Origin of the sequence: Nocardia spumae, from assembly GCF_020733635.1 — a bacterium.
In the GTDB taxonomy this organism is placed as follows: Bacteria; Actinomycetota; Actinomycetes; order Mycobacteriales; family Mycobacteriaceae; genus Nocardia; species Nocardia spumae.
In genome coordinates this window covers 1884755-1906250 of the sequence record NZ_JAJFZL010000001.1, presented here as the reverse complement: position 1 = coordinate 1906250, position 21496 = coordinate 1884755, and the positions used below count along the sequence as shown (strand labels likewise).

Annotated in this window: 16 protein-coding genes; 3 read left to right on the top strand and 13 right to left on the bottom strand. The window is 64.8% G+C overall.

The window, feature by feature from the left end:
• Positions 1 to 16 precede the first annotated feature (16 nt).
• From LKD76_RS08065 to LKD76_RS08055, 3 genes are read right to left on the bottom strand one after another with little or no spacing between them, the layout of a single operon-like run.
• Entirely contained in the window at positions 17 to 871 is an 855-nt protein-coding gene (locus tag LKD76_RS08065; RefSeq protein WP_227980401.1) for a MaoC/PaaZ C-terminal domain-containing protein, read from the bottom strand.
• Between the two features lie 13 nt (positions 872 to 884).
• Positions 885 to 1793 carry an SDR family oxidoreductase gene (locus tag LKD76_RS08060; protein ID WP_227980400.1) on the bottom strand — a complete coding sequence of 303 codons (909 nt, stop codon included), beginning with the start codon at positions 1791 to 1793 and terminating at the stop codon, positions 885 to 887.
• Between the two features lie 30 nt (positions 1794 to 1823).
• The gene (locus LKD76_RS08055; protein WP_227980399.1) at positions 1824 to 2606 is read right to left on the bottom strand and encodes an enoyl-CoA hydratase/isomerase family protein; all 783 of its coding nucleotides are present in this window, start codon (positions 2604 to 2606) and stop codon (positions 1824 to 1826) included.
• 130 nt (positions 2607 to 2736) lie between these two features.
• Between LKD76_RS08055 and LKD76_RS08050 the strand changes: the two genes are divergently transcribed.
• A complete protein-coding gene (locus LKD76_RS08050) occupies positions 2737 to 3948 on the top strand; it encodes a TetR/AcrR family transcriptional regulator (RefSeq protein WP_227980398.1) in 1212 nt (403 codons plus the stop codon).
• On the opposite strand, the gene LKD76_RS08045 is transcribed toward LKD76_RS08050, so the two are convergent.
• A complete protein-coding gene (locus LKD76_RS08045; protein ID WP_227980397.1) occupies positions 3939 to 5246 on the bottom strand; it encodes a PucR family transcriptional regulator in 1308 nt (435 codons plus the stop codon). The genes LKD76_RS08050 and LKD76_RS08045 overlap by 10 nt on opposite strands.
• Before the next feature lie 321 nt (positions 5247 to 5567).
• Between LKD76_RS08045 and LKD76_RS08040 the strand changes: the two genes are divergently transcribed.
• Positions 5568 to 6623: a porin PorA family protein gene (locus tag LKD76_RS08040; protein WP_227980396.1), complete on the top strand. Its 1056-nt coding sequence runs from the start codon at positions 5568 to 5570 to the stop codon at positions 6621 to 6623.
• A gap of 62 nt (positions 6624 to 6685) precedes the next feature.
• Positions 6686 to 7621, top strand: a complete 936-nt coding sequence (locus LKD76_RS08035; RefSeq protein WP_227980395.1) for an esterase/lipase family protein — start codon at positions 6686 to 6688, stop codon at positions 7619 to 7621.
• A 73-nt stretch (positions 7622 to 7694) separates the two neighbouring features.
• Here LKD76_RS08035 and LKD76_RS08030 read toward each other — a convergent pair whose 3' ends face one another.
• The 9 genes from LKD76_RS08030 to LKD76_RS07990 all read right to left on the bottom strand — a co-directional run bounded on the left by LKD76_RS08030 (position 7695) and on the right by LKD76_RS07990 (position 21457).
• On the bottom strand, positions 7695 to 8852 hold the full coding sequence (locus LKD76_RS08030) for a CaiB/BaiF CoA transferase family protein (protein ID WP_227980394.1): 1158 nt from the start codon (positions 8850 to 8852) through the stop codon (positions 7695 to 7697).
• Between the two features lie 75 nt (positions 8853 to 8927).
• Positions 8928 to 10058 (bottom strand): NDMA-dependent alcohol dehydrogenase, encoded by a 1131-nt coding sequence (locus LKD76_RS08025; protein ID WP_227980393.1) that lies wholly within the window; start codon positions 10056 to 10058, stop codon positions 8928 to 8930.
• Between the two features lie 50 nt (positions 10059 to 10108).
• Positions 10109 to 11557 (bottom strand): aldehyde dehydrogenase, encoded by a 1449-nt coding sequence (locus tag LKD76_RS08020; protein ID WP_227980392.1) that lies wholly within the window; start codon positions 11555 to 11557, stop codon positions 10109 to 10111.
• A 731-nt stretch (positions 11558 to 12288) separates the two neighbouring features.
• Positions 12289 to 14667 (bottom strand): arylsulfatase, encoded by a 2379-nt coding sequence (locus LKD76_RS08015; RefSeq protein ID WP_227980391.1) that lies wholly within the window; start codon positions 14665 to 14667, stop codon positions 12289 to 12291.
• The gene (locus LKD76_RS08010; RefSeq protein ID WP_308188513.1) at positions 14549 to 14914 is read right to left on the bottom strand and encodes a helix-turn-helix domain-containing protein; all 366 of its coding nucleotides are present in this window, start codon (positions 14912 to 14914) and stop codon (positions 14549 to 14551) included. Before LKD76_RS08010 ends, LKD76_RS08015 begins: the two co-directional genes overlap by 119 nt.
• A gap of 615 nt (positions 14915 to 15529) precedes the next feature.
• The gene (locus tag LKD76_RS08005) at positions 15530 to 17725 is read right to left on the bottom strand and encodes an MMPL family transporter (RefSeq protein ID WP_227985153.1); all 2196 of its coding nucleotides are present in this window, start codon (positions 17723 to 17725) and stop codon (positions 15530 to 15532) included.
• A gap of 37 nt (positions 17726 to 17762) precedes the next feature.
• The gene (locus LKD76_RS08000) at positions 17763 to 18089 is read right to left on the bottom strand and encodes a hypothetical protein (RefSeq protein WP_227980390.1); all 327 of its coding nucleotides are present in this window, start codon (positions 18087 to 18089) and stop codon (positions 17763 to 17765) included.
• Positions 18090 to 18125: 36 nt separating this feature from the next.
• Positions 18126 to 19169 (bottom strand): GNAT family N-acetyltransferase, encoded by a 1044-nt coding sequence (locus LKD76_RS07995; protein WP_227980389.1) that lies wholly within the window; start codon positions 19167 to 19169, stop codon positions 18126 to 18128.
• On the bottom strand, positions 19166 to 21457 hold the full coding sequence (locus tag LKD76_RS07990) for an Rv1355c family protein (protein ID WP_227980388.1): 2292 nt from the start codon (positions 21455 to 21457) through the stop codon (positions 19166 to 19168). Before LKD76_RS07990 ends, LKD76_RS07995 begins: the two co-directional genes overlap by 4 nt.
• Positions 21458 to 21496: the final 39 nt, after the last annotated feature.

Below are 21496 nucleotides of genomic sequence, written 5' to 3'. Positions count from 1 at the left end.
GCTCCCCTGCCCGACATCACACCGCCTCGTAGTCGAAGGTACCGCGATCGAGCACGACATCTCCCTCGGCTGTCCGGGTCTGGAACAGCGCCTTGCCGTTGTCTTTCCAGATCGAGACGGTGAGTTCGGCACCGGGCATGACCGGCTTGCTGAACCTCCCGTCCATACCTTTCACGCGGGTCGTGTCACCGTCGCAGAGCGCGTTGACGAGCAGGCGGCCGGTGACGCCGTAGGTGCACATGCCGTGCAGGATCGGGCGCGGGAATCCGGCCTTGGCGGCGAATTTCGGATCCGAGTGCAACGGGTTGCGATCACCGGAAAGCCGGTACAGCAGTGTCTGATCCGTCCGGATCTGCGCGGAGACCTCGATATCGGCCGGGCGCCCGGGCGCCTGCCAGTCCGCCGGCGGCTGCGGCTCGCCGCCGAAGCCGCCTTCCCCGCGGATGAACAGGCTGGTCCGAGAGGTCAGCCAGGCCTGATCGGTGGCGGCGTCGGCGACCGTGGTCTCCATGACGGCGAGCGCGCTCTTCCCTTTGTCATAGATGCCGGTGACCACGGTGGCGACCTTGGCGCTGCCCGCCACCGGCAGTGGTGTGTGCACGGTGAAGGACTGCTCACCGTGCAACACCTTCGACAGGTGGTAGTCACCGAGATTCGGCCGCTTGCCGTAGGTCATACCGAGTACGACGCCGAAGACCGGCAGCATCTGCTGGGTGACCCCCTCGGAGTTCTCGGTGGTGTACTGCAGTTCGGCGAGCGGATCTGCTTGTCCCGCACCGACACCGAGCGCGTAGAGGATCGCGTCGCGGTGGGTCCAGGTGACCTCGCCGAAGCCGTTGTCGGCGCCGATCGCGCCCAGGTTCATACTCATGTCGCGCCCCTTCCTATTTCTGCGCCGACTGTCCCGCGGTGAAATCGACGTTGGCCCTCGCCTTGGCTACGAGATCCTTCATCACCGGACCGAGTTCGGCCGTGACCCAACGAGCGTCCTGTTCGATACTCGGGCCGTCGATCCAGCCTTCGGCCACGGTGATCCGGCTTCCACGCAGCCCGATCACCCGGCCGGTCACCTCCTGCGACTCCGGGCTGCCCAGCCATGCCACGACCGGCGCGATGTAGTGCGCGTCCATCGGGTGCGGGCCGTCGCCCGCGCCCGGGATGACACCCGCCGTCAGCCGGGAGACCGCGCCGGGGTAGATCGCGTTCGCGGTCACGCCGTAGCGGGCGAGTTCCTTCGACGCGATGATGGTGAAATTGGCGATACCTGCTTTCGCCGCACCGTAATTGGCCTGCCCGACGTTGCCGAACAGCCCGCTCGACGAGCTGGTGTTGATCAGGCGCGCATCGCGGGTACGGCCGGCCTTGGATTCGGCCCGCCAGTAATCGACCGCGAATGTGGTCGGCAGGAAGGTGCCGCGCAGATGCACCCGGATCACGTCGTCCCAGTCCTGCACACTCATGCTGGCGATCATCCTGTCACGCAGAATGCCGGCATTGTTCACAAGCACGTCGAGGGCCCCGAATGTGTCGATGGCTGTCCGGATGAGCCGCTGCGCGCCTTCTTCGCTGGACACGTCGTCGCCGTTGGCGATGGCCTCGCCGCCGAGCGCCTTGATCTCCTCGACCACCTCGTCGGCGGGCCCGCGTGACGCACCCCGTCCGTCCGGCTCGGCGCCGAGGTCGTTGACGACGATCTTCGCGCCCTCGCGGGCGAACTCGAGCGCGTATTCGCGGCCGATGCCCCGTCCGGCGCCGGTGATGACGACAACCCGGCCGTCGTTGATTCCACTCATTTTTTCGTCCTTTTCGTATCCGTTACCGACCTAGTGGCCGTGAAAGTGGGGGGTGCGCTCGTCGCGCATGGCTGCCAGCGCCTCGCGGGCGTCATCGCTGGTGGCGACGAGGCCCATGTGGGAAGAGATCAGATCCAGGCTGGTCCGTAAGTCGTTGGACAGGCCCCGGTACACGCTGCGCTTTATCATCCGAGTGGCCAGGGGCGGCCCGGCGGCGAGGCGCGCGGCAAAGGCATGTGCCTCCGTCAGCACGGCGTCGTCGTCGGTGACTCTGCTGACCAACCCGATCCGCAGCGCCTCGTCCGCGTCGATGGAATCGCCGGTCAGCAATAGTTCCAAGGCTTTCGCCACACCAACGATGCGCGGCAGATAATAGGCACCGCCATCTCCGGGCACCAGACCCAGCCGGATATACCCCTCACTCATCCGCGCACCGCGCGCCATGAATCGCATATCGCACATGAGTGCCATATCCATGCCCGCTCCGACAGCGACGCCGTTGATCGCCGCGATGGTCGGCTTGTCCATGGCCTCCATCGCGTAGGCAACGCGATGGATGTGATCGGTGAGTACTTGTTTACCGATCAACGGCGATGTGTCCATATCCGCGATGAGCCCCAGATCGCCCCCGGCACAGAACGCCTCGCCTTCGCCAGTGAGAACCAGCGCGCCGACACCCGGATCGGTCCGCGCGGTCTCGACGTAACCCGCCCACGCATCAACCATGTCGAGCGTGAAGGCGTTTCTGGCAGCAGGTCGGTTCAAGGTAATGGTCGCAACACGATCCGCTACCGAATATGTGATCGCTGGCATAGCGAGGACATTAAGACCACCCCCGGCGAGAAGTCAATAGTCGTTAACTAACGGTGGTCGTTCGGCATGCTTCGAGTCGATGGCAGCTAGACTCCTACATGAAGGGTCGTTATCAAAGGAGAGTCGGTAGATGAGCCCGCCCCGTACCGGCACAGCCGCGGCGCGCCCCGGCCGCGTACGCAAGACCAGCGCACAGCGACGGGAGGAAATCCTCCTGCGCTCGGCGAGGCTGTTCCAGGAACGCGGCTACACCGGCGTCAGCATCGACGACCTGGGCGCGGACCTCGGCATCAGCGGCCCCGCGCTCTACCGGCATTTCTCCGGAAAAGAAGCGATCCTCGCGCAGATCGGCCTCGACTTTCTCGACGGCCTCCGAACCACCACCGACCAGGCAATGACCGAATCCGGCCCGCCGGAGCAGGATCGGCTCACTCACGCCGTTGTCGAATACGCACTCGACAGAACCGCGGAACTGACCGTCTGCATCCGGCACCTGTGGCACCTGGGGCCGGATCGGCTCGCGCAGATCGAGGAACGCTTCGTCGCGTTGCGCGATGCGTGGGTGCCGGTCATCGTCGCCGCATACCCCCACATCGACCCGCAGGACGCCGGGCTCTACGTGCGCGCCGGCAGCGGCCTGCTGATCGGCGCCGACCGCGCGAAGGTCCCGGTAACACGGCCCAGACTCATCGAGCTCGTATGCAAGATGGTCACCGGCATGTTGTCGGCCCGGATGCGATCGACCCCGCCCAGCACCGACAACCCGACCTCGCGTGGAACCTGGGAGCGCGCTTCACGCCGGGAACTGATTCTGCAAACCGCGATCTCGCTGTTTCGCGAGCGCGGGTTCCGCGGAGTCTCCATGGCAGAGATCGCCGAGGCCGTGGGAATCACCGCGGCCGCACCGTACCGCCATTTCAAGAACAAGGAAGACATTCTGGAAACCGCGATCCTGCGTTCCGGGGATCGCATCGTCAGCGCCATGGGCGACGCGTTGGCCGACGCTTCCTCGGCCGAGGAGGCGTTGGACAAACTACTGCGCTCATACACATCCCTGGCCGTGGCAATCGACGACCTCATCGCGGTCCGCACGACCGAGGCACACTATCTCGGCCCCGAGGCGCTGCTCCAGCGCCGGAAGACGATGAAGTTGTTCACCGAGGAGTGGACGCACTGTCTTTCGAGTTGCCGCCCTGACCTTTCCGCACCGGAATCGAACGTCCTGGTCGTCGCGCTCGTCGGACTGGTATCGGAATCGGTCCGATCCCGCAGCCTCGGTCGGCGCCCGCACCTCGATGACGACCTGTACCAATTGGGCCACGCCGTCCTGCACTATCGGTGATCATCCCTGGCGAGCAACAGATAGGCGTCCAGGGCGAGAACGAGTTCAGCAAGATCTCGCGGCCGGTCCAGATGCTTGCCGGTCAATCTCTCCAACCGGCGCAACCGATTCGAGACCGTATTCGGGTGGCAGAACAGCACTTCCGCCGCCCGCACCGCTGAACCACCGCAGGATACCCACGTGCCGAATGTGTCGAGCAGCGACTTGCGGTCCCCGCCGTCCAACTCGACCACTCGACCGAAGACGCATGCCACATGTTCGGTGGCGAGATCGCGGCGGGCCAGCAACAACGCGAGGCACATCCGGTCCGCCAGCACGACTACCTCGGTTCGATCGGCGACCGACTCGAGCGCGAGGTCGGCCAGTTCACGCGCCCGCCCGAGCTCCGACAGACCACCGACGACCGGGCCGATACCGCCGCTGACACCTGGATGAGCGCGCGCGATGACCGCACCGAAGTGCGCAAGTGTCCGTTCGCCCAGTAAGGCGACGACAGTCACTCCACCGTCATGATTCACGGTCCGAAAGACAGTCAGATCGTCGATCTGTTCCCGTGCCACCAACGCCGAGACCGGAACCATCCGCAGACTCGCTACGGCGTAGCGCCCCCGGATCGGCGCGTCCAGCCCGATCGCGGCAGCGGACACATCGAGCCCCTCGACATTGCCGCGCAACAGCAGACGCAGTAGTGGCTGCACGTGGCGAGCCCGGTGCACCGTAGCTGTCCGTCGATACGACTCGACCAGCAAACCGATGTCTCGATCGACGTGGCGCCAGAAGTCGTTGGCGCAACGCGCCATCTCCCGACCTCGAGGCAGATCGTCGGTGGGCAGGGCGTCCACGAGCCGATCCCAGAACACCGCGGCCACGGCGCGATATGCGCGTATCAATCCTTCTGCGGGAACACAACTTTCAGCGCACCCGGCACCGACATTCCAGGCGAACGCGCCGGAGTCGGCCAGGCGCTCGGGCTCGGCGAGCGATCGCGCACACGCCTCGACGCCGATGTGCACTGCCGCCAGTAGATCGGTCAGCGCGATGACCGACAACCCGTAGCGCGCGGGCTCCGATCGCAGGTGGGCACAGGCGTCCACAGCAAGCTCAGCGGTATTTCCCAGCAGCGCCCGAGCCGCAGCGCGAAGTACCGCGGGCGTCGTGCATTCCGCTGCGCCCGCTCCGGTCGGGGCGACAGCCGGAGCAGCGGCGCTCCCCTCGTGGCCGACGAGTTGCCGAGCGGGTGTGGCAGCGATATCGCCGTGCCGCACCGGCATCACCACCTTCGCTACATAGGTCAACAACTACTAACTAGAAATCACGTTATAGCTAAACACTCCAGGTACTCAATACATCGTGAAGGAACCAATCGTTCACGGAAGTCCGGCCACACTGGTCCAGGAAGTGTGCGTGGACCCAATCGCGGACCGGCTGATTGTGCGCCCACACAGAGTTGGCGGCTCCTGTTCCATCGCTGGTTGCTGTGACAGCGGTCACCCCGCATGATCGCGGAAGCGGGATCCGGAATCGGTGCCACAACACGGTGGCCATCGCCGATCATCGCCCGCCGGCTCGATACGGACCACCGGTCGATCGAGGTTCACCAGAAATCCCCGAGGAGAAGAATGCGTTACCGACTCCGTAGATCGTCGATCGTGCTGGCCGTATTGGGCATCGTGCTGATCGCGTCGGCCGCGGTCACCCGGTTCGCCGCGGCACCCGCGCTGACCAAGCTGCCCGGCGACACCGACACCACCGCCCACTATGCCGGCACCGCCACTGTACTGAACTCGAAAGCGTTGGCCGCCAACGACACCGCCCACGCCCTCGCCAAGGACGTGCCGATCACCATCGACCGTCATGTCCGGGTCACCGGCACCAGCGGCGACATCGCCACCACGAATTACGATGTCACCCTCAATGTTCCCGGCGCGCCGGCCGCACCGGACAGGCACACCTTCGCCATCGACCGCACGACCATGCAGGCCACCGAACAACCCGGCAACACCGGCATCGAATCGACCTCGGGCATCGTCTTCACCCTCCCGCTGCACCCGGACGCCGCCGATTACACCATCTACGACACCACCACCCGGAAGACATTCCCGCTGACCTACACCGGAACCGGCACCGTGTCCGGCCGCGACACCTACAACTACGGCGTGAATGCCACCGGCCCGGTCGAGAATCCGAATACGCTGGCAACCCTGCCCAAAGCCCTGCCCAAATCACTCGTCACCCAGGTCCTGCCGTTGCTGAACGGACCGGACCAGCAGGCCGTCACCGCCGCGCTCCCCGGTCTCCCGGACATGGTCCCGCTCGTCTACACCGCTACCACCAAGGCTCAACTACTCGCCGACAAGACACTGGGTGTTCCGCTGAATTCGAATCTGTCCGAACAGATCCTGGCCACCATCGACATCGGCGACCGGCACGTCTCACTGCTCCCGGTACTGGACATCAACGCAGCACTGACCGATGCCAGCGTCGCCGACTTGGTCGACACCGCCACGAGCCATGCCCGCACACTGAGCATGCTCGAGCTGTGGATTCCCCTGGCGCTGTTGATCATCGGCATCGCACTGGTCGTGAGCGGCGTCCTGCGAATGCGCAACGGCGGCAATTCGACGAACGTCGCCGCGCCGGTCACCGCCGAGCCCAGGGTCGGTGCCGACGATTGACCTGCCATGAATCGGGCGGCCGATACCGGGCCGGACCGAACCCCACCACGAGGAGTACGACTATGAACAGCATGGTTCGGTTCGCCGTCGCGACCGCGGCGGGCCTGGCGGCAGCCATTTTCTCGATCGGCCCGGGCGCCTGTCTGGCCGCGCCGATCGAGTCGACGCCACCGGCTGGTCCTGTCCAGCACAGCTGGCCCGAGGCACTGGTGTACTCACATCAGCACCCGGAGGTGTTTGCCGAAGGTATGAATGATTGGTCCTGCCGACCGGACGCCGCTCATCCGCACCCGGTGATTTTGATGCACGGGGCGCTCAGCAACGCTTACGCCAATTGGTCGATGTTCTCGCCGCGAATGAAGGCGGCGGGCTATTGCGTGTTCGGCCTGAATTACGGTGGTGCCCAGGACTCTCCGATACAGGGCAGCGGAAATATGCGCGGCGGTGCGGGTCAACTGGCCGTCTTCGTCGACCAGGTGCTCGCGGCGACCAGCGCCGACAAGGTCGACATCGTCGGACACTCCGAAGGCGGCATCGTGCCGCTCTACTACATCAACAAACTCGGCGGCGCCGACAAAGTGCACGCCATGATCGGACTCGAACCGGCCACCAACGGCATCGATGTCTACCATCTGGCCCCGCTGGTGAGCGATGTGCCGTTCTTGCGATTCCTGCAGGCCGTGTACGTGCCGGCCGGACGCGACGGGACCGCGGGATCGAAGTTCGTGCAGGAGATCGGAGAGGGCGGTATGACCCGGCCTCAGGTGCACTACACGACAATCATCTCCCGCAGCGACCTCGTCATCACCGTGCCCGAGGCGCAACTGCCACCGGCACCGAACGTGACCAACGTCGTCACCCAGGACGTATGCCCCAAGTCAGGCACCACGCACACCGGAGCGATCTACGACGAAATCTCGCTGCGGCTGGTATTGAATGCCCTCGACCCCAGCACCAGCGCCACACCGCCATGCGACTTCGTCGCACCGCCGGTCTGACCAACGTCGTCGCCCCCCTTCCACAAGAAAGTCCGCTCCGGCCGATGGCCGGAGCGGACTTCTTCGTCACAATCTATCGAGCTGCCGGGGGTGCGCAGAGCACACCGTCGGCGAAGAACGAAGCGACCTCATCACCGGCCAATCCGATGTCGCGCAACGTCGCGACAATATCGGCGAGTTCCCCGGACTGGGGGGCCGGAGCCGCGGGCGGGGTCTCGCTGAAACGCGGAGCGGGCATCGGCTGAACGATTCCGTCGTGCACGGCGAGGGTCCCGCGCGCCGTCATATGTGGATGCTGTGCGGCTTCGCGCAACGAAAGTACCGGCGTCGTACAGGCTTGCGTATCCGCGAAGATCACCTCCCACTCACCACGGGGCTTCGTGGCGAACACGGTCGCGATGCGTTCGCCCTGTTCGAACCACAGCTCCTTGTCGTGCTGTGCGTCGAACAACGGTTCGCCGGCGAGATCGAGAACCCGCAACAGCTCGCGGTAGAACTGCGGCTCCACGCATCCGACGGCCATATGCTTGCCGTCCGCGCACCGGTACGTGCGGTAGAAGGGTGCGGCACCGTCGAGCATGTTCGATTCACGCTCGTCGCACCAGCTGCCGTCGGCCATGAAGCCATGGGTCATCGCCAGCAACACCGAGGTGCCGTCCACCATCGCGGCGTCCACCACCTGCCCCTTACCGGTCACGCCCGCACTGATCAAGGCGCAGGCGACGCCGTAGGCCAAAAGCATTCCGCCACCACCGAAGTCGGACACCAGGTTCAGCGGCGGCACCGGGTCGCCGTCCTTCGGGCCGATCGCGTGCAGACCACCGGTGAGCGATAAATAGTTGATGTCGTGACCGGGTGCCCACGCCCACGGCCCGTCCTGACCCCAGCCCGTCATTCGCCCGTACACCAGGCGCGGATTGATCGCGAGAAGATCGTCCGGACCGAGCCCGAGTCGTTCCGCCACTCCGGGACGGAATCCCTCGATGATCACGTCACAGTGCTCGGCGATACGACCGACCGCGGCGACCCCGTCCGGATTCTTGAGGTCGATCTCGACCGATATCCGGCCGCGGTTCAGCACGGGGTGCCTGCTCCACCCTCGATCGCGCACCACGCGAATGACCGTGGCACCCATATCGGCCAGCACCATTGCCGCGAACGGTCCGGGGCCGATGCCGCCGAGTTCGAGCACGGTGATCCCGGACAGTGGACCTTGCTTGGAATTCTTCACTTTCAACCCTTCTCGGTATCGGCGACGCGCCCGGCGCGCATCGCTGGGGCGCTCGCTCGCACGCGGCGCCGGACATCAGTAGTCCGAATCGGTGAATTCGATGATGCCCCGGATATTTCGGCCTTCGAGCATGTCCCGGTAACCGACGGTGATGTCCTCCAGCCGGTAGGTGCGCGTGACCAGCTCATCGAGCTTCAGGGCGCCGTTGCGATAGAGGTTCAGCAGTTTGGGCACCTGCGCGCGGGGGCTCGCGCCACCGAACATCACGCCTTGGACACGCTTCTCCAGCGCGGTGAGCTGGATCAGGCTCATCGCCGCGGCATCGACACCGGCCGGCCCCACCGCCGTGACCGCGACGGTGCCACCCTTTGCCGTGACAGACAGAGCGGACTGAATCATCTCCGGTTCGAGCACGCCCACGGCCAGGACAACGACATCGGCCAGCGCACCCCAGGTCAGGTCCTGGATATGCGAGGCCGCCTCATCGAGCGAGGAAAAGACGTGTGTCGCACCGAATTTCAGAGCTTGCTCACGTTTGAACGCGACCGGGTCGATCGCGAAGACGAATCGCGCGCCCGCCATTGCGGCGCCTTGGATCGCGTTCATGCCGATCCCACCGCATCCGATAACCACCACGGCATCGCCCGGCTGAGTACCGCCCGCATGGACTGCGGATCCCCACCCGGTGCAGACACCGCAGGAAACGAGGACGGCACGGTCGAGTGGGATGTCGTCTTCGATCTTGATCACCGAGTCCTGGTGCACGGTGACGTAGGGAGCGAACGCACCGAGCAGCGTCATCGGATGGATCGGGTGACCGCTGCGGGTGGCGGCCCGATAGGTGCCGTCGGCGATGGATCGGCCGGTGCCGATCGAAGCCCCACGGTCGCACAGGTGTTGTCTTCCCCGTGCGCAGGCACGACACCGGCCGCACGCGGCGATGAACGAGAGTACAACGTGGTCGCCCTCACGCAGCCCGGTGACATTCGCACCAACCTTTGTGACGATGCCTGCTCCTTCGTGTCCGCCGAGCACCGGATAGAACGGCGGTGGCTGATCCCCGGTACGCAGATGGTCATCGGAATGGCACAGGCCGGCGGCCGCGAGGCGAACCTGCACTTCACCGGCGATCGGATCACCGAGGTCGAATTCCGCGATCTCCCAATCGCGGCCGGGCCCGAGTATGAGGGCACCCTTGGTCTTCATCACATAATCCTTCAGATTCGTCGAAACCGAAACCCGGTATGGCCGGCCTGTTACTGGATGGCGATCGTCTTCGCTTCGAGGAAGGAGCGCAGTCCCTCGTCGCCCATCTCGCGCCCGATCCCGGAATTCTTGAAGCCGCCGAACGGCGCCGTGAGTTCGGTGGTGAAGCCGTTCACCGTCAGCGTTCCCGTGCGAATCCGACGCGCGATGTCGATACCGCGCTCGACCTCCCCGGCGAAAACGGCTCCGGACAAGCCGAATTCGGAGTCGTTGGCGATCCGCACGGCCTGGTCTTCACCGTCGTAGCGCAGCAGACAGACGATCGGTCCGAAGATTTCGTCCCGCGCGATCCGCATCGAATTGTCGACATCGCCGAACAATGTCGGCGCTACATAACAACCCTGCTCCAGCCCCGCGGGAACCGCTCCGCCGGCCAGTAGGGCCGCCCCCTCGCTCCGGCCTATGTCGATGTAATCGAGACTGCGTCGTTGTTGTCGCCGCGACACCAGGGGGCCGACCTGAGTAGCCGGGTCCAGGGGATCACCTACCGTCAAAGCGTTTACGGCATCGGTCAATCGGGCGGCGATGTCGTCATACCGTGAAGCCGGCGCGAGTACCCGGGTCAGCGCCACGCATGCCTGGCCGTTGTTCAATGCCCATGACGCCCGGGTGATCGTGCTGATCGCGGCATCCATATCGGCGTCGTCGAGGATGACGGCAGCCGACTTACCCCCCAATTCGAGTGTGACCCGGGTCAGGTTGCCCGCGGCGGCTTCCATGACGCGTTTTCCGGCAACGACGGATCCGGTGAACGAGACCTTGTCCACACCGGGGTGCGAGACCAGATATTCGCTGACCTCGCGGTCGGCGGGCAGCACGCTCAGAACACCGGGCGGCAGCCCGGCCTCGACCGCGACCTCCGCGAGCAGATTGGCATCCAACGGCGTCTCCGGCGACGGTTTGAGCACAACCGTGCAACCGGCAGCGAGAGCCGGAGCGAGTTTCAGAGAGGTCACGAAAGCCGGTGCGTTCCACGGCACGACCGCGGCGACCACACCCACCGGCTCTCGGCGCACCACGACCTCGCACCGTGTGCCTGGTCGCCGTTGCTCGAACGGAAACGACCGTGCCACCTGCGCTGTCAGGCCGTATACAGCCGCGGGTAGCGTCGCCTGCGCGGGTCCGCTCCAACTGATCGGCGAGCCGTTCTCCCGGCTGATGAGTTCGGCGAATTCGGGTACGCGGGATTTCAGAAGTTCGCCGAGGCGATCGAGGACGGACAGCCGCTCCCGCAACGGCAGCCGCGGCCACGTACCGGAGTCGAACTCACGGCGCGCGGCAGCGACGGCCTTGTCCACGTCGGCTCGCGTCGCGTGCGGTACGCGTCCCACCACATCGCCGGAGTGCGGGTCCACCACGTCGATCGACGAGCACCCTTCCGGCGGCGTCCAGACTCCGCCTATGAACAGATGCTCGTATATGAACGTTCTCTTTGCCACGAACTCTCCTCGCTCGATCAGGACTTCCAGCAACGCGTCATAGATGTAGGCATGCGCAATACTCGCACTTCAAGCCCTATATTTGCCGCCTGACGACTAGCTCCGCAGCAGGATTCCAACCCACCCGCAGACTCTCACGTTGAACCGATAGTAATCAATGATCGTTAACTTAATCAAGGTTCGACCACCCGCCGCGATGGGTGATGCTGCCTCGCGCTGCCGTTTCTACGACCAGGGCCTGTCTCGAAGTGGTCGAGTGCGGGCCCGTGCCAGATGCAGCTTGCTGGTCCATCCACCCCGCGAACGCCCCAACCCGTGATCGGCAGGCTCGGCCTGACCCGTCCCGCCCACGACCCAGCCCGCTGCCGGCACCGGAACAACCCGTAGACCGCTTAACAGGACCCGTATTCGGCTGGCACGCCCCGCCACCGCTACGCCGGCCACGAGGTCTCCGGTATCGAGGGTTCTTCTTCGACAGCTGAACCAACTACCGGAGACCTCGACTATATGAATGCCAACGCGGCCAACGGCGGCTGAACTTCAGGACAGGGACACATCCGGCGTCGAGGCCGGCGGATGCGATACTCGGTCCGTGCCCGCGACCATCGTGGCCCCCGAGTCACTCGCGAGTATGTCGCAGGGCGCCCTCGCCGGCTCGGTGCGCACTCGTCATCTGCGGTGTGACGGCAACGACCCGGATGTGCCTGCGGCGCAACAGGAGCCGGTTCCGTTCAGTCTCGTGATATCAACGCCGCCAGGCGGGTTTCGGCGTGCAGATACGACTCGTCGGCGACGTCGAAGGTCACCTGGATGATCTCGCCCCCGGTGAAATCGAATTTCGGTGTGTAGTCACGACTTACGGCATCGCCGCCGTCGTAGCCGATGCACAGGCCCTCGCCGCACAGGGAGAATTGGATAGCGAGGGTCTTCATCGGCCCCTCGGCGACGACACGGTCGTCGATGTACAGCTTGGTCGTCCCGGTCGGTTCCTGATATTCGCCGACATCCTCCTTCGTGAATTCCATCCCGAAGATATAGGTGCCTGGCCCGGGTGCGTCGGCGATGAACTGCTGTTCGTCGCCGATGCCGAGAAAGTTGTAGGTGTAGACGAGTTTCCGGTCCTTCAGGAACATGGCGTGGCCACCGAACCGGGAACCCTGCGCGAAGATCACCCCCTGCGCGGCCGCATCGGCGATCGTGACCTCGGCGAGGATCTTGTAGGACCCGAGGTGGGTGTTGGCCGCGGAATGTTCAGGCACCTCGGACGTTCCGGGGTAGTAGGTGTAGGTGCCGGTTTTGGGCGTCGCGACATGGTATTGGCGAGCGAAGAATTCGAGCAAGCCGGGCCCCGACATCGGATAGCTGTTGAGTGGCAACACACTGTATCTGCCGGCCTCGGCGTACCAGAGGGCTTTGAGTTCCTCCAGCTTCTCGGGATTTTCGGATGCGAGATCGTGTGCTTCCGAACGATCTTCGTCGGTGTGGAACAACTGCCACGTATCGGTGCCGAAATGCCCGCCACCGCTCATCGGGCCATGTTCGGTCACTGCCTTCCAGCCTCGGTGCCACAGTCCACGCTGGCCGAGCATCTCGTAGTACTGGGTCACCTTCCGCGTCTGCGCATCCGGTTCGGCGTCGAAACTGTATTTCATGGAGACCCCCGGCAGCGGTGTCTGTTCGGCGCCGTTGACGAATTTCGGCATCTCGACACCGCAGCATTCGAGAATCGTCGGGACGATGTCGGTGCAGTGGTGGTATTGATGTCGCACCTCGCCACGCGCCCGCATACCCGCGGGCCAGGAGATCACCAGTGGGTCGGCGATACCGCCCTGATACGTATAACGCTTGAACATCCGGTACGGCGTGGAAAACGCTGCGGCCCAACCGGTTGGATAGTGGTTGTAGGTGTCCGGGCTACCCAGCTTCTCGAGCAGGGGCAGATTATCCTCCATCCGATCGGGATAGGAATTGAGGATCTTGTTCTCGTTGACCGAACCGTTGGGGCTGCCCTCCCCTGAGGCGCCGTTGTCCGCGCAGTAGAAGACGATCGTATTCTCGAGCTGACCGGACTTTTCGAGATAGTCGATGATCCTGCCCACCTGCGCGTCGGTGTATTCCGAGTACGCGGCGAAGACCTCCGCCATCCGGCAGAACAGCGTCTTTTCCTCCTCTGCCAGCGAATCCCACGGCCGCACAACATCACCCGGCGAATACGTCCCCTCCGGCATGGGGTTGAGCGGCGTCAGCTCGGTCCCTTCGGGCAGGATGCCACGCTCGATCATGCGCGGCAGCACCCACTCCCGATACGCCTCGTAACCATCGTCGAATACGCCCTTGTATTTGTCGATGTAGACCTGCGGGGCGTGGTGGGGTGCGTGATTGGCGCCCGGGCAGAACCACAGATACCAGGGCTTGTCCGGCTCGGTCTGTTTGCTGTCGCGGATGAATTCCAGCGACTTGTCCGCCAGATCCTTCGACAGGTGGTAGCCCTCCTCGGGCGGATAGGGCTGGTCGATGTAGTGATTGTCCTCCGCCAGATCCGGGTACCATTGATTCGTTTCGCCACCGATGAATCCGTAGAAGCGGTCGTAGCCCATCCCCAGCGGCCAATTCTTCTTGGAGGCGCCCATCGTCCACTCGTCCACCGGAACGTTGTGGTTCTTGCCCACCCAGAACGTGCTCCAGCCCGCATCACGCAGCACGGTCGCCATCGGGGCATTCTCCGGCGGTATGTGCGAGCTGTAACCGGGGAAGCCGAGCGCGGTCTCCGAGATGGAGGCGAACCCGTTCTGATGATGGTTGCGACCGGTCAGGAACGTCGACCGCGTCGGCGAGCACAAGGCTGTCGTATGCCACTGGCTATATGTCAGCCCCCTGTCCGCCAATCGCTGCATCGTCGGCATCTGAATGCGCCCCCCGTACGGCGACCAGGCCGCACACCCGGTGTCGTCGTAGAGCACGACGAGAACGTTCGGCGAACCCTGTGGCGCCCTATCCGCCAGGAACGCGCCCCAATCCTCTGTGGAATCCTTCACATCGAGGTTGATCGTGCCCTCGAACCGGTGTCCCATAATCGTCTCCTCGACGGCAGCGGAAGCGAGCAATCGCATGCAGCGGACCGCAACCCACCGTGCCACCGCCGGCCGAGTGACAGATCACCCGATGAGGGTGAATCGAGACGACGCCCGCGACCGCGCTGACGTTCCCCGCCCCGTTCGCAGCGGCGTCGAGGTGGAGTTGATGCACCGTCGGTGCCGCCGCGATGAACCGTGAACCGTGCGGATCGGTCGGATCGATCCCGGTGAGTTCGGCTACCCGGCGGAGCCGACAACTGAACGTGTTCGGATGGATGTGCACCTCGGCCGTTGCCGCCTTGCGATCGGGACCCGCGGCGGATATATGCGACGACCGCCGCCATCAGGTCGGGGGTGTTCCAGCAGCGGCACGATCCGTTCGACCAGGCGGTCACGGGCCACTCCCGCCCTGGTCAGCTGGTATTCCAGCAGCAGATCGTCGAGGTAGTAAACCCTGCGGGCTTGTGCAGGAGTTCCCTCGCAGGATCCGCCCGAGCCACTGCTCCGCGGATCCACTCACTGACCCACTATGTCCAAACAGGTCCGTGACTTGATCGACGGGATGAAGCGGGACTTCCCGGACCGCTTCAGCCCCATGTCATCACCGGCGAGCAGGCCCGCCGGATCTGGGCACTCGGACTGGAACGCGAGAAGAACGCCCGGCAGCGGGCGCTGATGAGCGCAGTCCCTCCAATGTCAACAACGCGCAGCCGATCGACTTCGGACGATGGTGCGTGCGGCCGCCGAGCGACACAAGCGCGAAGGACAGCAACGCGAACTCCAAGAGCGGCGACGCGTCGCGCGAAGCCACGGAACGCGCACGCCGTCACCACCGATGCCACAGGGCCGGCGAAATGAACGTGGACACCGTGGCACCGATGGCAGTCATCTCCCTCGGTCATGGGCCTGCAACGGGTTCGGCATCCCGAACTGGAACGGACGGTGCGGGTGAGTCGGTCGCGCGCCGCAGCAGCAGGAATCGTTCGACCCACTGCGGCAGATACCAATTCCACCTTCCCATCAGCGACACCGTGGCCGGCAGCAGGAGTGATCGAATAACGGTGGCGTCCAACAGGATTCCCAACCCGAGCCCCACCGCCATCACTTTCTGGTCGGTCCCCGGGCCGCAGGAGAGGGCGGCGAAGGCGAGGAACAGAATCAGGGCCGCACTGGTCACCAACCGGCCGACTCGGCTGGAGCCGGCGATCACCGCCTCATCGGTCGTCTTACCTGTTTCATACTCTTCTCGGATGCGCGCGAGGATGAACACCTCGTAGTCCATCGACAGTCCGAACAGGAACGCGAACACCAGCGGCGGAATCCACACCGCGACAGCGTGTGTCGCCTCGATGCCGTAGATCGGCTGCGATCCGGCGCCGTTCTGCCAGAAATAGACCATGGCTCCGATTGCCGCCGCGAGCGACAACAGGTTCATCGCGACGGCCTTCAGTGGCAAAATCAGCGAGCGGAAGGCACGCACCAACAGTAGGTAGGTCAGCACCGACAAGACGAGCAGCACCCATCCGAAATTGTCGTATACGGCGTGCTGGAAATCGGTTTGGGCGGTGCCGACTCCGGTGATTCCGATGACCCCGTCGACCGGGGCGAGCTGCTGCCGCACCCGGTCCACGACCGCGACCGAATGCTGGTTGACCGTTTGCTCGCGCGGAATCGCCAGCACCATGGTCACCGACGGCCCGGAGCCCGACAGCGGCCGGTTGAGCCCGCGATCCGCCGGATCGGCGCGGACGACACTGCTCACGCCGTCGACCCGGGCCAACCGGGCGGCGACGTCGGGCCCGTGGTCGGTTCGGACCAGGACCTCGATGGGCGACAGTGTGCCCGTCGGTATGCCGCCCGATTTCAGGGCCGCGAAGGTGGTGTAGGCGGGACCTTCGTTCGACAACGAGTCGGCCGCCGAGAATCCGATGTTGGCGTGCGCGAACGGAACCATCAACAACGCCAGCACCGCGGTCGCCACCGCTGTCGCGCTCCACCGGCGCCGCACTACCAGCGTTGTCCACCGTCGCCAGAGCCGATTTTCCACGACCGCCTCCGGTCGCCGCGGCCATTCCAGCCGCGGTCCGGCATAGCTGAGGATCGCGGGCGTCAGGGTCAGCGTCGCCAGCACCGAAACGAGCGGGATCAGACTGCCGGCGATACCTATGCTGCGCAGGAACGGCACCGGAAGTACCACCAGCGAGAGCAATCCGATCGCCACGGTGATCCCGCTGTGCACCACCGACCTGCCCCCGGTCTGCAGGGCGGTGACGATTGCCGCGTCGTTGTCGAATCCCCGCCGGCGCTCCTCCCGCCAGCGCGTCACCACCAGCAGCGAATAGTCGATGCCGATGCCGAGCCCGATCAACGAGATCAGGTACTGGACGATGAACGAGTAGTCGCTGAGGAAGGTCAGCGGCAGCAGCAACAGCAAAGCACCCGGGATCGATACCGAGGCGACCACCACGGGAAGGAACGCCAGCGCGGATCCGAAGACCAAGGCCAGCACGAGCAGTGCGCCCCCGCCCGCGATCAGCAATTCCAGCATCACGCCCAGCCCGATGCCGTCGCCCTGGCTGGTCGCCAGGGCATCGGTTCCGGTCAGTCCGAGCGTGCTGCCGGGCGGGAGCAGCGGGGTGATCGCGGCGCTCACCGCGGCGGCGGGCGTCTGCGGGGTGGGGGTGCGGGTGATCGGGTAGAAGACGTAGGCGAGGGCGGTGTGTCCGCCATCTGTGACGAACGACTGCCGAGTACCGGTCGAAGTGGTGTTGTACGCGTCGAAAACCTGCACCGGCCGGTCGTACATGCGCACCGCGGACAGTGCGCCGAACGCCTGCTTCAGTTGGTCCGCGTGCTCGGCGACGCGCTGCTGGTCCGGCAGTGTGACCGCGACGATCAGCGGCGAGCTGTTCTGGCCGGCGGTGCCGAATGTGTCGATCACCGCGTGCGAGGCGGTGTCGCCGGGTTGTCCGGGCAGCGAAAAATCGACCGTCAGCCGGTCGGTGGTGAACTTCGCCAGTGCACCACCGACGATCAGGACCAGTAGCCAGACGATGACGACTGCCCGTCGATGTCGGATTACTCCGCGAGCCATCGCACGCACGAGTGCTTCTCCTTTACCGATTTTCCGATCAGGCGGACACGTCGGCCGATTCCCGGCGGCCGGTGACGGTGCCCTTTCCCGGCATCATCCGGGCTTTGACCGATCCGGTGAGCTGGTCGCCGTCGATGACGGTGGTGAAGATCAGGTTGAGCCGCATAGGATTTCGGATCTTCTGGTGCCAGCGCAGACTGTTTCCCGTCAGTGAGATCTCGGTCAGCGGCGCCAGCTCACCGGTTTGCGGATGCCGGGCATTGCCCGTGATCGAACCGTCTGCCGCGCCGGCGAACTCGACGATGGCGACTTGCTGGCCCAGTTGCGATGTGATCTCGAGTTTCCACGTGCCGTCCACCGACATCTCGGAACGTCCTTTCGGGATTGAGGTTTCGAAGGCTTACCGGTACGCGGCGGGCAGGCTCGCGTGCAATGCCCGCACCCGCTCGTCCAATCCGAGACTGACCGGCCGGCGGCGGTCCCGACGCTGAGTAAGGGTTACGCAGTCGTAGCGAGCCGTGCCGTCGGTATGCCATCCGGGCAGATAAGCGCTGGCGCAGAAGCGGTTTCCGTCGTCGACCGGAGTGCAGAGCGTCTCGATGAAGGACCGCTTGTCCGCCAACGCGTAGAGCGTGACGTGTTCCACCGGCACCGGAGCCTGCTCGACCGTCTCGTGCAGCAGCCGACGGCAGGCCACCGGATCCTCCGCCTCGAGCTCGCCGACCACCAGCGCGCCGCTGGGCTCGAACAGTGTGTAACCGACTCTCCCCCAGCTGGTTTCGTGTACGAAATCCACTGGCCCTCGTCCCGACAACGCGTACGGGTATTCGCCTGTGACGGCTCGGCCCGACATGGCGGCGAGTTCCTGCTCGATCCGGCTGCCGGACACCACGGGCATATTCGCGGGGACGACGCGCACCGGCTGATGCCGCGGGTTGAACGAGCCGCCGATCAAATGTTCTTCACGTGTGTCGCCGACACGATGCATACCGCCGTCGGTACCGGTCCAGTGCACGCGGTAGACGATCCGCTCGAACAGATACCGCGCACGTTCCGAGCGCGCGTAACCGTAGATCATCTCGTTCCGCGGTTGCGCGATCGCCTGCTCCACAGTCGCTTCGAACAGCAGCGCGAAGTTGCCCCGTCCCGCGTACTCCATTCGCACGGCGGCCCGGCCCAGCTCACAGGTGCTGTTGATCGGCTCCGGGCGGGCGACACTGGAGCCGACCACCATGTCGTCGGCCACCGCGATCATCCAGATATGGTTGTCCGCCTGCAGGATTCGGCGTGTCAGCGCGGGATCGGTGCATTCGGCGATCGGATATCTGCCGTGGTAGACGGTGTCGTACAGATCCGCTATCGCTTCGGCATCATCGGGTTTCGCCGCGCGGAACTCCACGTCCCGCGCGACACCGGCCATCGCATCGACCTGGACGGTCATCATGCCCCCTCTGTCTGTGCTCTTAACGCGCCGCGGGTGGAAACGGTGTCCGCGGGCCGAATGTCGAGATGCCGCGCCAGCGGCCGCCGCGGGGTCGGCACGTGATCGGCGGTCACCGGGCCCGCGACCACCCGGAACACCAGCGCCACTCGCGCTTCCGGATCGGTTATCAGAACTTTGCGGAAGTCGGCCATGCGCGCCGTTATCTCGGCACGTTCCTCTGTGGTGAAAATGCCACCTTCGGGCACGGTGAGCATCTCGGCTTCGAACATCAGTGACGTGGTCGGATGGACGCCCAGACCGAGAGTGGTCGCGTGCAGCCAGAACCGTTGCATTGCTCGTCCGGCTTCGACGAAGTCGCGGCGCGACGTGCCGGCCGTGGTCATCGCCCCCACGGCCGACGCTCCCGCGGCCCAGGCGCGGGAATATTCGAGCAGACCGCCGCCCTCTCCGCGGGCGTGCAGGAATCGCGCGACCTCCGGCCGGCGCAGAATCCGCAGGGCAATGCGTTCGGGAAGCAGGATTCCGAGGTTCTCCAGCGGAACGCCTTCGGTGCGTTCGGGTTCCTCGGACCGGAAGTAGAACTCGTCGAACGTCTCGGTATGCAGTCCCCGCACCAGGGTGCGCAGCCTGTTGCCGATGGCGGTGCCCTCGCCGTACACGTGTTTGACGAGCTCCTCGCCGCTCAGCCATAGACGCGCGGAATATGCTGCCACGGATTCGCGCAGCGCCGCGATCTCGTCCTCGCGCAACGCGCGCCCCGCTTCCCGGGTCCGCTCGCTGTAGCGCACGGACAGCGCTGCGCCCAAGGCCGATTCCTCGGGAGTCGGATCGCCTCCGTCCTTCCCCAGCCGGATGCGGGTATAAATCAGCGAGTCGGTACCGTCGGGGTCGTATTCGACGTCCGCGGACAATCCGCGCGCCCGGGCGGCGACGACGATACTTTCGGTAACCGCCCCCAGCACCACCCGGCGCACGGTCTGGTGTCCTTCGAACAACGCATGAGTGACCGAACGATCCGGCATGTGCACGACGTCGATCACCCACCCGCGCACCACGAATCGCCACTGCTGGGTGTTGCCGCCCGAGGGCGACCGCATTGCCAGCTCGAGGATTTCGCGGATATCTCGCGGCAGCTGCTCGACCGGCGCGTCGGTCTCCGAAGGCGTTACGCGCCTGCGCGTTTCGAGCTCGGACCGCCCGATTCCGAACGGGAGCTCGACATATCGTCGCTGGGAGTTGACGGCGTGCCCGAGCAAAATCGCGCGGGCGGTGGTCGCGACGACCGAGCCGCCGTGATTGACCTCCGAGGCCAGCTGGGGCCAGGTGGTGAGCGTCGAATCCATTTCGATCACCGACGCCGCCGTGCGGTCGGATATGCCGTCCACCCCCACGATGGTCGCCATCGCCGCCAATTGCCCGTCGCGGTCCATGGTTTCGAGTTCGTCGGTGGACAGATCACCGACCAGACCGTGCAGCAAGGCCCGGTCCGGCTCGAGATCGAAGCGCTCGACATCGAGCATCCCGCGGTCACTGGCCTCCATCAGCACCGGAATCCCGCGGCGGCGAGCATGTTCGCGGGACAGAATTTTGATCCACGGCAGATCGCATTCCTCGACCAGCAGATCGATCGGCCGGCCCGCATCGAAGAATTCGTCGATGTTCATATCGTCTATGCCGTCGGGATAAACTTCGACATCCAAATATGGATCCAGTTCCGCGATTTGGCGGGCCGCCAGCACCGCCTTGTTGACGCCCAGATCCGCCACCCCCGCACGCAGCCGGTTGAGATTGGACAGATCCAACTCGTCGAAATCAGCCAATTTCAACGCACCGGCGCTACGTTCGGCAGCGATCGTCAGCGCCACCGCGTTTCCTACCGACAAGCCGATGATGCCGACCGTCTTTCCACGGAGCGACTCCTGTTCGGCCGCGGTCAGTTTGTTGCGATTGGACGCGGTGCGGACCTCGACGAACTCCGCCTCGTCGAGGAGGTGGACCAGCGCTCCGCTCCAGGGGTAGAAAACCCAGGCACCGAACTGACTGCGCGGACGGCCGGCGAGGATCTGCTCGACCACGTCGGAACGATCTGCCATACGACCGCGCTCGGGCGTGCGGATCTTCGCGAGATTTTCCAGTTGCAACTGCAGCATATCGCGCTGCATTGTGATCGCCCCGGACTCGTAAAGTTCATGCAGTGCCTCGAACTCGGCCGCGACGGAGAGCCGAAAAATCCGTGGCGCAACATAATTCTCGACATATTCGGTAGACGCGAAATCTGTGCAGGTCATTCTCCCCCGGCCTCATCTGTCGGCAGTATCGAATACGCC